The sequence below is a fragment of the Streptococcus cristatus genome (assembly GCF_003943535.1).
Classification (GTDB): Bacteria; Bacillota; Bacilli; order Lactobacillales; family Streptococcaceae; genus Streptococcus; species Streptococcus cristatus_L.
In genome coordinates this window covers 126,137-140,360 of sequence record NZ_RJPU01000002.1, presented here as the reverse complement: position 1 = coordinate 140,360, position 14,224 = coordinate 126,137, and the positions used below count along the sequence as shown (strand labels likewise).

Sequence of the window (14,224 nt, the reverse complement as noted above, 5' to 3'; positions counted from 1 at the left end):
AGAGCAAGGAAACAGGTGTTACTTTACCGTTTCGATTTCCCATGAATCCCAGCCACTGAAGCGAATAGCTCCTTGTTCATCTGTTCGGAAAATCTGTGTCTGAATGTTCTCAAATCTGTCCAGAGTTTCCCGGTGAGGATGCTTGTAGCGGTTATTCTTACCGGCAGAGATGAGGGCAATTTTGGGCTGAAGCTGATGTAAAAATTCTGGGCTAGAGGATCCTTTAGAACCGTGGTGGCCTGCTTTTAAGACATCCACCTTGAGTTGCGGAAAACGCCGCATCAAGGTAGCTTCGCCATTTTCCTCTAAGTCTCCTGTGAACAAAAAGCTGGTTCCAAAAAACTTCCCGTACAAGACGACAGAGTCATCATTACTGCCGTCGCCCGTCTCCTCAGGATAAAGAACCTGCAAAGCTCCATCAAAAATCGGAAGCTTATCCCCTACCTCTACCGCATGGACTCTCGTCTGCATCCGCTCCAGTTTCTCAACAAAATCCGACTGGGTCAAACTTCCCTTAGATACGTAAATTTCCTTTATAGAAAAATGCTTGGCCACCTCCAACATATCACCCATGTGATCGGTATCGGTGTGAGTTCTCAATTTGATACAAGCTCAATAAAAAAATGAAACTCCTAATTGAGTTTCATTTGAGTTTCATTTTTTTCTTAACTTATTAATCCGTACCCACTAACTCACAATTTATATAATCATCAATCGAAATCACTTTTAACTTGGCTCCTTTTTGGATAATGACTTCATAATAATGTGTCTCTTCATTATTAAGATTTCCTACATAAAATGCGTTAGTTCCTTTAGGAATTTTAATACGTAGTTTTTTATAAGGATCTCTGAATTCAAATCCTTTGACAAGAGAGGTATGAAGGAAGCCTTTCTCTTTAAAATCAATACATCCTTCCACTTGTGCTGATTCTACCATTTTTTCTAATGTTTCCATACTAACTCCTCGATATACTACAATATCTGCTTTTGTGCTATATTTTTTTAGAGTTTGGTAAATATTTTCTATCTTTTCATCAACAGAACCTGACCTCAATCTACCATTTATGGTTGGCCCAGAAGAAGCAATAATATATTCGTCAGATGGTATTTTCCCCACATACCTTGGTGGCTCATTATTTAGATACTTTGCGACAAAGAGGGGTACATCAGCTTGGGAACTCGAAAGCAAATCCCATTTCTGGCCAGTTCTAAGTATTTTTCCTTTAAGTTTATAGCAAAACTCGTTCATAAGACTTTATTCTTACCTACTTTTTTTACACACATTATATCAAAATTTCATAGAATTACTCTACTACCTCTATTCCATTCTTAAATTTTATAGCCACTGTTTGGTCACAAAAAATTTTAATTTCATCTACCATAGTTTCCCAAAGCAACTCATCAAACTCACTTATAAGCTCACTTTGCTGATTGAGTGTCTTTAAAAATTCTTTGAGGTCTTTTTGATGACTGGCTGCTTCCAGTAGCTGCTTCTCTATCGACTCAATTTCACTAACCAGTGCATCATGCCGCTCGACCAAGTTACTGTACTTTTTCTGATAGGTATCTTGGTCCTGTGGCATTATCGCATTCTCTTTCACTAGATTAGAAACCATTTGAGTGACTACTTCTACCTCGGTTTCAAGCTCAACCAACCTTCGTTCAAGGTCAGAACTTTCCCCAACGTCAAGTAACATTTCTAGATTCTGGATAATCTCATCCTTATTGCTGATTACCTTATTTATTGCTGTTACAAACCAATCCTTAATTTCATCTTCAGTAACATGAGGAGTGGTACACTTCTTTTCGCCCTTGTACTTCTCATTACATTGGTAGATAACCCTTCGATATTTTGATGTGGAGTGCCAGACCTTGCTACCGAAGTAATGCCCACAATCCCCACATACCAGCTTTGAACTAAATAGTGTAGTACTCCCCTTACCCTTTTCTTTCCTATCTAGTGATGCTTGAACTGCATCAAACGTTTCTTTATCTACAATGGCTTCATGGTTATTTTCTACATAATACTGTGGTAACTCTCCCTTGTTAATGTTCTTCTTTTTGGATAGAAAATCAATTGTGTAGGTTTTCTGAAGGAGGGCATCACCCTTGTACTTCTCATTCCTTAACATCCGTTTGATGGTCACAGAACTCCAATGATTCTTACCACTAGGTGAGAGGATACCTTGTTGTGTCAAGTCTTTTGCAATGCTATAGGGAGTTTTACCAAGCAATGCCTGTTGGAAAATGTAGCGGACAGTCTTAGCTTCTTCCTGATTAACAACAATCTCACCATTCTCGCCCTTTTCAAAGCCCATGACGTTGGTATAGGGAAAATGTACCTTTCCTTCCGCAAACTGTTTCCTCAAGCCCCAAGTGACGTTCTCTGAGATGCTACGGCTTTCTTCTTGGGCCAAGCTAGACATGATGGTAATCAACAGCTCACCCTTTGAATCTAGAGTCCAGATATTCTCTTTCTCAAAGTAGATTTCAACTCCGACTTCCTTCAACTTACGAACTGTTGTCAATGAATCAACTGTATTTCTTGCAAACCGACTAACTGACTTGGTAATAATGAGGTCAATTTTGCCAGCCAAGGCATCCTCAATCATGCTCTTAAAACCCACTCGCAGTTTAGTATTAGTGCCACTAATACCTTCATCCGAGTACATTTTAACAAACTCCCAATCGCTTCGAGTTGAAATGTATTCTGCATAATACCTCATCTGAGATTCATAGCTGGTTGTTTGGTCTTCATGATCAGTTGATACCCTCGCATAACCTGCTACACGACGTTTCTTAGGTAGCGAAATGCTAGCTAACTCTGAGTTCCTAGGCGCATTTGCTTCAATAGTTATGACGTTTTTCATAAGAAGTGCTCCTTTCTAACCTTCAGTTCATATTTTCTACCTTTTATAGGAAAGACGGTAATTAAACCTACTGATGAGTCATAAATAACCTTCTTGATATTTTCGGTAACCCAATTTTTATCTGGTTTAAATCCAATTTTATCTTCAAATGTAGCTAATATCCGTTTTTCAGATAGAGTCTTACTAGGACAAGAGGATGTTCCGAACCTGTCTCTAGTGCGGCAACAGTATCTGATGGTTCGGTGTACCTTTTTGGAGTCTACTCTAGTAATCATTATTTTTCCACAATGGCTACACTCGATTAACTCTCTAAAAGTACCTTTGTGCATATGGCTTTCCTGATACATTACCTTGTACCGACGTTCTTTTTCTTGTAGTACCACATCAAAATAAGACTTTGAAACAATGGCTTCATGAGCATCCTCTACAATATACTTATTCTTTTGCCCATTATTTCGTTTAGGATTTCGTGAAAAAGGTTCTCGGTAAGTCTTCTGTAATACCAAACGTCCAAAGTATGCTTCCTGCTTAAAGAACTCTCGGACACTAGAGACTGTGAAGGGATTTCCCAGTCGTGTCAAGACTCCTTGCTCATTTAACTTTTTAGTAATCATTGGGGCATTATCTCCGTCCAAGAACCATTGAAACACCTGTCGTACAACCTTTGCTTCATCAGGCTCAATGACATAATTCTCACCATTCCAACGGTAGCCATAGATATCTTGAGGTGTATGAGGTTGACCCTGTTCAAACTTTTTCTTAATCTGCCATCTTAAGTTTTCACTGATGTTATGCGATTCTTCTTGAGCGACAGAAGCTAGGAGAGTTAACATCAACTCGCCTTCGGAACTTAGGCTATCTATCCCTTCTTTTTCAAAGGTAATTCCTATGTTCTTTTGTCTAAGTACACGCACTGTAGACAATAGGTCAACGGTGTTTCTACCGAACCTTGCAATGGATTTAGTTAAAATTCTATCAATTTTTCCATCATCACATGCCTTTAACAAATCTTGTAACCCTTGACGGTTACTTTGTTCTTTACCGCTGATGCCTTCATCATAATAAACGCCAACCAATTCCCAGTCTGGATGAGACTGAATTAATCTACTATAATAGCTGACTTGAGTGGATAACGAATGATGTAGGCGACTATCAGATACCCTCGCATATGCTGCTACACGCAACTTAGGTTTTTGCGGTGTCATCATCGGTTGAATTCGTCTAACTATTCTCAATTTGATACACTCCTTTCGCTACTATATATCACTCTAAAGGCCTCATTTATCAAGTCTTTAGGTCGATAATCTACTAATAAATGGTTGATATTTTTCAAGCATCTTTTCCTTAAATTGCTGATGAACTTCCTCACTAATAATCCTAGATTTTAGGAGTCTATCGGCCTGTATCATGGTCAGTTGGTAAGTCATCTCATCTTGTAATTTGTCATTAGTCATAATAGCCCTCCTACCTTACTAAGTAAGGCTGAGGGCATTTTTTCCGCTTTTTAGGCAAAAAAAATAAGCCTGACAGAAAATACACTCCATCAGGCTTAACATAAGTTACTGTTTAATTGCCTTTTCCAAGGCCTGTACTGAAGCAACCAATTTCTCATCGTCAAACTTTTGTGACTCTAAGAAACGGTTGAAATCGCCATCGTCTAAGGTTAAGTGTGCTGCACCAGCTGATTGCAACTGAACAACTGTATCAATGTGACCAATCCCAAAGACAGCACCATTGACCACTGCCACATAACCTTGTTTCCCACTTTTTGATCGTACGACAAAATTTTTCATATCCTCATCCTCCGAAGTTTCTACTTTCTTTGTGCTAGTTGCTACCTCATAAGGCAGTCTAAACCAGCCAACCATATAACCAACCAATCCACCACTATGGCTATCAACTAATCGCCCATCAGAATACCACTTTCGTGACACACGTCGAGTGTAACCGCCAACTTCCAGTTGATCGTTGACCCCATTACGGTTACTATCCGAATAACCATCGACATTTTGTTCCACACCTTCAAGTCCAGTACCATCAGAATCCGCTAAACAAACACCGATGTGACCAAAACTGTGACTCGGTACACGAATCACGTAAAAGTCACCCGCCTGTGGGTTAACCCCTACGGCATCATAGGTGACCTGAAAACCATTGGCTTTTGCCTTATCAAGACAGTCAATGGCATTGGTGTAAGACATATTCTTCCCTGTTTCCTCCTGAACGATTTTATCAATTAGAGCCACACATTGCCCACCATAAGGATTGGTAGGCACCGTCACTTTGGTATTGACTTTCGAGAGGGCATTGGCAACAACCTTTTCTTTACTTGTCATTCTCATCCTCCTTATCTTCGTTTAACTGACGTAAGACTTGTTTAATACGATTAGGCACTGGCAATCCAATACGAGTCGCATTCTCCAAGATGGACAGTCCTTCATTACTGAAGTAGAAAAAGATAACAGCTGTTCGAACTGCCCCACCTTGTTTTAAGACATGTAGGTCAATCATGTGGGCAACAGCCACCAAACAGATAATCATGGCTTTTTTGAAAATCCCTTTTTTACCGATAGAACTGGAGAGGTTCTTCTCGACAATGGCTGCCATAATCCCTGTCACATAGTCAATCAACATAAAAATCAAAAGGCCATAAAGAAAGCCATCGATTTCTCCAAAAATAGAACCGATGACCCCACCGATTCCTGAAAACACTAATTTATTAGTCAAAACTTCTTGTTTCATTGTTTCTCCTCTAAGCGGTACGTCGCCACCGATAAACTGTAATATAAGGTTGTAAATTGTTATGAGCCTGTCCTCCTCCAGAATTACCTGTGTTATTTCCTTGAGGATACAATGATGAACTCCCGTCAGAAGAATAATCTCGACGTGTGGCCTGATTACCTGAATTGGCAGAAACATATTGCGGATGTGAGTGAACAGGCATTTCATTGATGGTTAAGGTATGAGTTTTGCTGCCACCTGTTTTTGAAACAGTATTAAATTCGCTTTCTGTCTCAGAGACACCAACCAAAACACGTCCATTCCCAAACCGCTCCCACTTCCCTCCCATAAAAGTTGAAGGACTTTCAGAACTCGTAGACTCATAAATCGTTCCAATCGGATAGAAAATATCAATCAGCTTTTTGTTACGCATGATGATGTCTCCATCAAAATAAGAAGGCTGACTACCATCCACATCAAGAACCCCTCGTGTCCATGCTTTTCCTATCCCCATCCCTGTCGGAGATAAGCCATAAACTACCTTTTCAGGACCAACCGTAAACTCAAAATCCGTTTCATAGAATAAATCTCGCAAATGACCAATGATGGTATAAGACTTGGTTTGGTCATAGGTGCCATTCAGGGTAGCTTGAAAATTCTCTTTGGTATGTTCCGTTGTCGTACTCCAGTTAGCGGCTCCACCTACATTCGTTGTCTTTGTACCAGTTGATAAATCAAGAATATCCCACGTCATAGTGGCTCGATTCTTCTGACTATTGCCTACAATGAGTGGTGCAATTTTTACTTTTCGAATCACATTTAATTGATTCATGGTAGTTCCGACTCGAACTGAAGTAAAGGATAGAATGGGTTTAAAATATTCAAGTAGAGAAATCTCGACTTCCTTTCTCGGACTTTGTCTTCCTCTTGAATCCGTCACAAAAGCAGAGATTTTGGCACGACCAACATGGTTAATACCTCCTACTCCGCCATTTTGTGCAGTAGCTACATTCTGGAGTTGTATCCAGCTATTTCCTTCAAATTTAAACACTTCCGCTCGATAACCACTAGCTGGAATAGTTGATCCATAAATTCCTGTAGCACCATTAAAGGTAACCTTGGGATTTGACTCCAATGAAACAAAGGTATTGCCTGTAATGGCATTTTGAGCAATCGTATTTAAATCCGATAAACTGATAGAGGATAGACTGGGAACCACCGAGCTCGGAAGTTGAAGAGTCACTTGAATCCGAGACTCACCGATGACCTTTCCTCCATAAATGGTTTGTACTAAAATTGTGCCAATACCAGAGGTCGCATTGGGGATTTGAGGAGCTAATTTTGCAACTTCTGGTGTCCAACTACAAGAAGTGGTTGCACCAGTTGCGACCACTCCACTCAAACTACCAAATTGCCAAGTAACCTTGTGTGTAAAATCCCCACTTGCTCTCGTAATAGAAATGGTAATTGGAGAACCCATCATATTCCCAGAAACACTAGCTGTTGAGGACCGTGGAATATCTCGTAATCGTAACGATTGATAACCGGTATTAAGAGTTCCTGGTGACCATCCACCACTTCCTGAAAAGGTCGCAGAAAAACCAATGGTCTTTTGACCATTGGAATTGTGAGCGATGGTGATGGTTTTATCAATGAGATGAAGAGAAGAGTTCATGCTGTACATATCTGGTCTACCACTCCAAGAAAGAGTTTGACCATCTATGGAAACACTGGCACTACAGTTATACATCCCAAAGGTTGTTTGGCCATTTCGTAGCCACAATTGAACACGTACAGTTGAGGTATTATTGGCGGTGCTAGTTCCTGTTTCTTCTACCCTAAGTAGAAGATTGTACCCTCGGTCATTATTACTGCCATAATCTGCCATAGTCTTTCCTTTCTAAGTCTTGCTGTCGATGAAGCGACAAACCAAATGTTTGGGGTTATGCCTTGCAGCTTCTAAACGATAATATCCAACTTGTAGCGTTTCAACGAATACACCATGGTGGATTTTAATCACACCAGAAGTAACGGTCATGACCGCATTCCCTGCTGATTTAATCATCATTCCTTGTGGGGTTAATTCGATAAACTCAGAATTATCTTTCTTACCAATGATGACACCATTATCACCTGCTCGCAGATAAGTGTTCACAAATTGTAAAAGCAAGGCATTACTTTTCAAATCAGCTTCAATAGCTGCGATGCGTTGCGTGTTTGTGACAAAATCCTGATTGAATTTGGTGAGTGTTTCCTTGTTACTCTTTTCAAATTCCTTATAGGTCTTGAGCCAATCAGAAACTTCACTGGCCAGTGCCCTCGCTTCCATATCCACTCGAATCGACTCCGTCTTCTCCGTTAGGATATCCAATTGTTGCTTCATAAAACTTTGGTCTGCTTTCCCATCAATTTGCTTCATCAAATCTGCTAAGGATGGACCTGGAGCGGTTGCCACATTGCCATCCTCTAATTGAACATTCCGTAACCAAACCACATCTCCTTGCGCCCATGCTCCTGAGGATAAGGTAAAGACAAAAGACCATGTTGAATTACTGGACACCTTCCAGCTAGACACCACTCGTTCCCAATTAGCTGTCAGTGAAACAGGCTTTGTTCCACCTAATTCAGAGCCAATCATCATGGATACTGCTCTTGAAGCTTTTAGTTCCACCGAAAAAGTCATGGTCTGTCCAATGCGTGTCCGCAAGTCAAAAAAATCTCGCTTAAAGCCACCACTTCCTGCTTTGGTACAAGTCATTTTAATCGAGATGCCACTGACAGATGTACTATCTTCTACGATTTCTTTTCGCCATTCTGACTGAAGATTAGTGAAACTTGTTTCTCGCATGGCATAGTCATCAATGTAATTCCGACCACCTAAAACAGTCCCCTCAAAGAAAGAAGACCAAGTATAATCACTTGGGTTCGTTGAGGGTGTTGCGGTTGGTCGATTCACCGCCAGACCAAAATAGCGTTTTCCCTTGGGTGAGGGTGAAACGCCTTCTCCTTTTTCACTGTCCGCATACATCTTCCACGTATATAAGGTTTGACCGGTATCTCCCTTATTCCCATATACACCAATAACCACTGGTGTCGTCGACGTTTCATTTCCATCAGTGAAAACAGTTCGTTTGTAATTCCAAAGATATTTAATGGTATCCGTTAAAACAGGAATGGTTTTTGACCAACCACTCGTTGATGTGAGGACTCCTGTTTTTTGATTACTCGCTAAATAGTATTCTTCGATTTGGGAAATGCTGACACCTTTGTCTCCTTTTGGACCTGGAGTGAGTGACAGTTTAGAAAGTTGACTCTTGGTAGCTAGTTCTTCGCCTCTCACTTTTAAGAGTGGTGTATCAATTGAAATATTCCCATTGGAGTCCAATGAAAATACTGGCTTGTGACTTCCAGGAATAACAACCTTGTTGGCATTGACTTCTATCGCATTTAAATACTCAGTCAACACCTGATGAGAAACCAAACGACGCATCCAAGCAGAATTGGACACGGTTAGTTCATCTATCTTTGCTTTTTGAATAGCCGCAAAGCGAATTTCTGCCGCCTCTGAGGATAAATAGTCAACTGCTGCTTGATTGCCACTCCGAATTGCTTCAGCTTTTGCTCGCTCAATCCCATCTTCTACATCCTTGTTTACTCGACTCATATTGAAATCAAGTACACGACTGAGATTGGCTCGCTCCCTTTCAATCTGACGTTGAATCTTTCCATCATTGAGAGTTAAGAGCTCATTTGCGACAGATGATATTGGATTTCCTGACACCCCTTGTCCACCAAACGCGACCGTATCGTCAAATGAGATGGATGTGATTTGCTCTGTTAAGGCATTAAAGCGATAACCAACTGCTCTTTTGACCACATCAACTTGATGAAGTCTACTTTTTAGGGTCACCTCGTCCCCCAACTGCACCTCTTGCCCATCTAGTTCAAAGGCTTCAATCTCAATCACTTCTGAAACCTGATCTAAATGGTCATTGCTAAATTTTGCCATCGCCCATTGTCTCAATTCTTCCTCGGTATGGAGATTATTGTTCTCATACTCCGCCTCATGCACATAAGGATATTGATGGATGAGAGGACTCTCCACCATAACCGAAAGAGTTTTCTCTTCCTTTTCACCTTCTGGCTTAAAAATTGAGGACGCATAAATGCGAGTGACAATAGACTGACTAGAACGAGTACGATCAAACTTTTCTAAGTTATGATGCGTTGAAATGACCACCCCACGATTCTTTCCTCGATGTTCTTTGATAGTGAACAAAAAGTTATCACGAACCAACTCTCCCTCCCAAGTTCCTAAAATAGAATGTTTCCCATCCATCAACACTTGGTAAAGTGTAGCTGTCTCTGTCGTATTAAACGACCGTTTCTTTGTAATATCACTATCAAAAGAAAAGGGTGCTATATCTCTTTTAGCTTTTGAAATCAATTGTCCAAGGGCACTTTGGCAGGTCACATTTTGATTCGAAACTGGTAGAATAGAGCGACGCATGATATCATCCGTAATATGTTGGCAAGTCACACGAACCCTATCGTTTTCTTCAACTGGTTTCTTAATCCGAAAGAGTTGTTTTTTGACATATGGTACTGGACATAGTATCAATTTATCTGTCACCAACTCTTTATAGATGCCTGAATCTGTGATGGGATAGTCAAATTGAAGCGTAAAATCTCCATTCAAAGTTTCTTCAACTTCCGCACTCAAGGTTTCATGAAGAGGAAACCCATTCCATTTTGGAGTTTTAGTTTGTCCGTCTAACAAAAATAACATTACGTCCACCCCCATAATATTTCAATGTGAAGACTGGTGATTCCAGTACCAAGAACAACACCAACTTTCTTGTCCTTTTGATTGGCATCAAGCGTGATAAAATCTCCTGACCAATGAACCAACTCTCCACTTTCCGTCAAAAAACTAGGATGACTTGGGTCATTATCCATAACCAAAGTTTTGTTTAGTTGCTCCAAACCAATAACTTGTTCACCGATGGTGAAACTTGTCTCTCCAGTCGATTTACCTGAAACAGTAATCTTAGGATAAGACAGAGCTGAACCAAGCAAGGGAATCATCCCATTCTTCGTTAAAGTATACTCACTCACTTTCTTAAAATATCGAGTGGGGTGACACAGAAAAGTTACCTCCATGCTGAAGACTCCTAAATTATCTTGAACAATATCAAAACTATCCACCTTATAGCACCAGTACCGAGTCATTTTCATGCGCTCACTTTCAAGCCAAAAGCCTTCACGAGTTAAAAGTGCAGAAAATTCATTAATTTGTTCCTCAGTCGCACCAATAAGGTGAATCCGATAAGCTTTCTCAATCGCTTTTCGGTGCTTATTGGTCAAAACCAAACCACCACTCAAACCGTCATGTTCTTGCAGTTGGCTTTTAGAAGTCGGAATATGAAAACTTGGTCTATCTTCCACGAGTATCTTGTAAGGGAATGAGGCCGTTGATACACCGTCTATGATTAAAGCATTATGTTGGATCACAAAGTCACCCCTCTCAATGATTGTTGACGAGTTAACTCGTCATGAATTCTTTCTGCTACTTGATTGGCTAGTCGTTTGATATCGGCTTCTTCTCTTATCACTACATCTGTAATGGAAACATTGATGAAATTGCCACCAGTTCCCATGGTTGAGGCGATTCCTTCACCGATTGCCGCAAGATTCTGTTTGGTTAAAGGCAAGACAGCCTCTTTCCCAGCTTCACCACCAACCATCAGTTGTTTCTCATTCATGCCAAAGGCTGTCGGTTTCGTTAGAATCCCACCCTTGGCATACCAAGCAATCGAAATCTTAGGCAAACCGCCCTTTAACCAATCAAGTGGATTGGCAGAACCACTCACAGAAAAGTGAGGTAAAGGAATATGTGGCCATGAAATCTTAAAGTTAAACAGATTCTTGATGGCATTAATGGCAGAAGATACAACATTTTTTGCACCATTGATGGCGTTTGAGATAGAATTCTTGATACCATTCCAGACACTTGAAACAGTGGAGCTAATACCACTGAGAATACTAGAAATGGTCTGTTGAATGCCAGACCAGCCACTGGATACAAAAGAAACAATTGAAGAAATCACTGACGAAATGACGGATTTTATCGTGTTCCAAATAGAAGACACGATACCTGAAATGGCAGATAGGATATTGCTGATGGTATTTTTGATACCGTTCCAAGTGTTGGAAATAAACTGACCAATTGCTGACAAGATAGTCGTCACAATTTGTTGAATAGCTTGCCAAACTCTTTGAAGAACACCCTTAATGGTTTCCCATGCACCAGACCAATCACCAGTAATAGCCTGCATAATGGCTTTGATGATTCCTAATACAACTGTGATAGCTGTTTCTACAACCGTTTTGATAATCTCCCATGCCGTGGTGATGATTAACTGAATATTTGCCCAAGCAGCTTCAAGATAAGGGCCAATCAAAGACATGACCGTCTGAATAACTGTAGAAATGGCATTCCAGACCGTTTCCACTGCTGCTTGTATAAGGGCTTGATTTTCTGTCCACCAAGTGGTAAGAGTTCCCCAAATCGTCATGATAAAGGTAGAAATCTCTTGAATGATCACAGAAATAAAAGCATAGATGGCATTCCAGATTTCAATGACTGCAGTTCTAAAGCCCTCATTGTTTTGCCACAGTTCTTGAATCCAAACGACTAATAGGGTAATCACTGCTATGATGCCTAGAACTGTTCCAACAATCGGAGCTGCTGCAACGACCAATCCGCCAATGGTCGTTCCCATGGCGACTGCTGCCGCTTGAAGGGCTAAGAGTCCAGGTAACAACAGACCGACAACTGTAATTAACCCCCCCATAATGACAATAAAGGTCTGAATGGGACCAGGTAAGTTGCTGAACCAATTGGCGACAGCTTGTAGTAATTGAGCCAATAATTCTAAGACTGGTGCTAGAGCTTCAGCTAAAACACCACCAACCTCTGCCATGGCAGCTTTAGCAGTATTTTGTGCAATCGTAAATTTATCAATCGGATCAAGTGTTGCTTCATAAGTTGACGTCACAACTCCTAAAGCATTCTTAGCAGTCCCTGATAAATCATTAAATGAAAAAGCACCACGCTTAATGGCATCGACCATTCGTGGCGCAGCTTTTGAACCAAAAACTTCTGAAGCGAGTGTCAGACTCTCTGTCTCATTTGTTGAATTCTTAATTTGTTCAACAGTTTTTGCCAGACCATCTTGTAAGGTTAAGCCATCCTTGGCATAATTAACAGCCGCTTTAGATAAAGTAGAAAGTGCAGCACTTGAATCGACACCAGCTTTTTCAAAGCGTCCCATTAAGGCGACACCCTCGTCAAAGGATAACCCAAGTGACTTAATTTGAGGAGCACCAGATACGACCTTACTCATTAGATCCTGAACACCAACCCCAGTTTGTTGGGAAGTAAAAGTGACCGTATCAAGTACCATGGCGAGGTCTTTAGACTCAAGACCATAGGCTTCAATGGCCTGTTTGGCAGAAATAGCCGATTGCGTCACATCCGAACCATTGATTTCAGAATACTTAATCAGTAATGCTGAAGCCTGTGATAAAGCATCTCCTGTTAAGCCAAACTGAGTATTTAATTCCCCAACCGCACTACCTGCTGTCGCAAAGTCTGTAGGAATGGAAGTGGCGAGTTCAGTCGCAATATCTTGCATCCCTTCAAGTGCCTTTCCACTAGCACCAGTCTTGGTGATGATGATATCCATTCCTTCATCAACTTCACGAAAAGCTTCAAGAGATTGTTGCCCAAATTCGATTAACTTTTGAGAGAGTTCACCCAATCGGTCTCCAAACTCCATAAGGATATCTGCTTTTAATAAACCATTGGTTTGTTCAAGGCTTGCTGCAGATTGTTGGGAGGCATTGGAAAGCCCCTCCATTTCCTGTTGGAGATTGTTATAGGCTGTCTTAGTATCGTTGAGTGTTTTCTCAAGCCGATTGGCTTCGACAGAATTCTCGCCATATTCTGATTTGGTTAGTTCTAACTGACGTTCTAAATTCGCAATTTGACGCTCAACGAGTTCAGACTGACTAGCAATTCTTCTTTGTGCTAAGGCTAATTTTTCAGACTCTGAAGCATTTGAACCAAGCTGACTCTCTTGCAAACGAAAGGTGGAATTGAGTTTCTCACTCTCTGATGCTAATTGGGCCTGTTCAGCTTCTAAACTGTTTAATTTCGACCGGTTGCTTTCAACTGTGTTTCCGTGAGAATCAAGCGCTCGATTAACTCCTTCAAGTTTTGTTTCATAGCTTTTTAGGACATTTTGTGTTGTCTCAACTTCACGTTGGAATGCTCGATATTGTTCTGCACCAATATCCCCACGTTGGAATTGCGCTTCAACTTGACTTTGTGCCTGACGTAAGGTTTCTAATTTTTCTTTCGTGGTCGCAATCTGTTTTGAAAGCACCTCTTGCTTTTGAGTAAGGAGAGTGACATTGCCAGTATCAAATTTCAGTGCTTTATCAATTTGTTTCAGCTCTTTAGTGGATTCCGCTGATTCTTTATTTATTCCCTTCAAGGCTCGTTGTAAAGGTTGGGTGTCACCACCAATCTCAATCGTAATGCCTTTGATGTTACCAGCCATAGT

At 40.8% G+C, this 14,224-nt stretch carries 9 protein-coding genes and 2 pseudogenes; all 11 read right to left on the bottom strand.

Annotation, left to right across the window (positions count from 1 at the left end):
- Nucleotides 1–18 precede the first annotated feature (18 nt).
- Nucleotides 19–594 (bottom strand): annotated as a pseudogene (locus tag D8790_RS03895) (ComEC/Rec2 family competence protein); the annotation flags it as partial.
- A gap of 79 nt (nt 595–673) precedes the next feature.
- Entirely contained in the window at nt 674–1,249 is a 576-nt protein-coding gene (locus D8790_RS03890) for an ADP-ribosyltransferase (protein ID WP_011184671.1), read from the bottom strand.
- 55 nt (nt 1,250–1,304) lie between these two features.
- Nucleotides 1,305–2,870: a recombinase family protein gene (locus tag D8790_RS03885; RefSeq protein WP_011184672.1), complete on the bottom strand. Its 1,566-nt coding sequence runs from the start codon at nt 2,868–2,870 to the stop codon at nt 1,305–1,307.
- On the bottom strand, nt 2,867–4,078 hold the full coding sequence (locus D8790_RS03880; protein ID WP_228380115.1) for a recombinase family protein: 1,212 nt from the start codon (nt 4,076–4,078) through the stop codon (nt 2,867–2,869). Before D8790_RS03880 ends, D8790_RS03885 begins: the two co-directional genes overlap by 4 nt.
- 84 nt (nt 4,079–4,162) lie before the next feature.
- On the bottom strand, nt 4,163–4,324 hold the full coding sequence (locus D8790_RS10490; RefSeq protein ID WP_032462744.1) for an SHOCT domain-containing protein: 162 nt from the start codon (nt 4,322–4,324) through the stop codon (nt 4,163–4,165).
- Nucleotides 4,325–4,717: 393 nt separating this feature from the next.
- Nucleotides 4,718–5,185: pseudogene (locus tag D8790_RS10845) on the bottom strand (CHAP domain-containing protein); the annotation flags it as partial.
- A 10-nt stretch (nt 5,186–5,195) separates the two neighbouring features.
- The gene (locus D8790_RS03870) at nt 5,196–5,612 is read right to left on the bottom strand and encodes a phage holin family protein (protein ID WP_032462745.1); all 417 of its coding nucleotides are present in this window, start codon (nt 5,610–5,612) and stop codon (nt 5,196–5,198) included.
- A gap of 10 nt (nt 5,613–5,622) precedes the next feature.
- Nucleotides 5,623–7,479 carry a DUF859 family phage minor structural protein gene (locus D8790_RS03865; protein WP_032462746.1) on the bottom strand — a complete coding sequence of 619 codons (1,857 nt, stop codon included), beginning with the start codon at nt 7,477–7,479 and terminating at the stop codon, nt 5,623–5,625.
- Nucleotides 7,480–7,491: 12 nt separating this feature from the next.
- Nucleotides 7,492–10,380, bottom strand: a complete 2,889-nt coding sequence (locus D8790_RS03860; protein WP_125387641.1) for a phage tail spike protein — start codon at nt 10,378–10,380, stop codon at nt 7,492–7,494.
- Nucleotides 10,380–11,105 (bottom strand): phage tail protein, encoded by a 726-nt coding sequence (locus tag D8790_RS03855; protein ID WP_011184677.1) that lies wholly within the window; start codon nt 11,103–11,105, stop codon nt 10,380–10,382. The genes D8790_RS03860 and D8790_RS03855 overlap by 1 nt, the downstream gene beginning before the upstream one ends.
- Complete coding sequence (locus D8790_RS03850; RefSeq protein WP_032462747.1) at nt 11,102–14,221, bottom strand: phage tail tape measure protein; 3,120 nt, start codon at nt 14,219–14,221, stop codon at nt 11,102–11,104. The genes D8790_RS03855 and D8790_RS03850 overlap by 4 nt, the downstream gene beginning before the upstream one ends.
- Between the last annotated feature and the right edge of the window lie 3 nt (nt 14,222–14,224).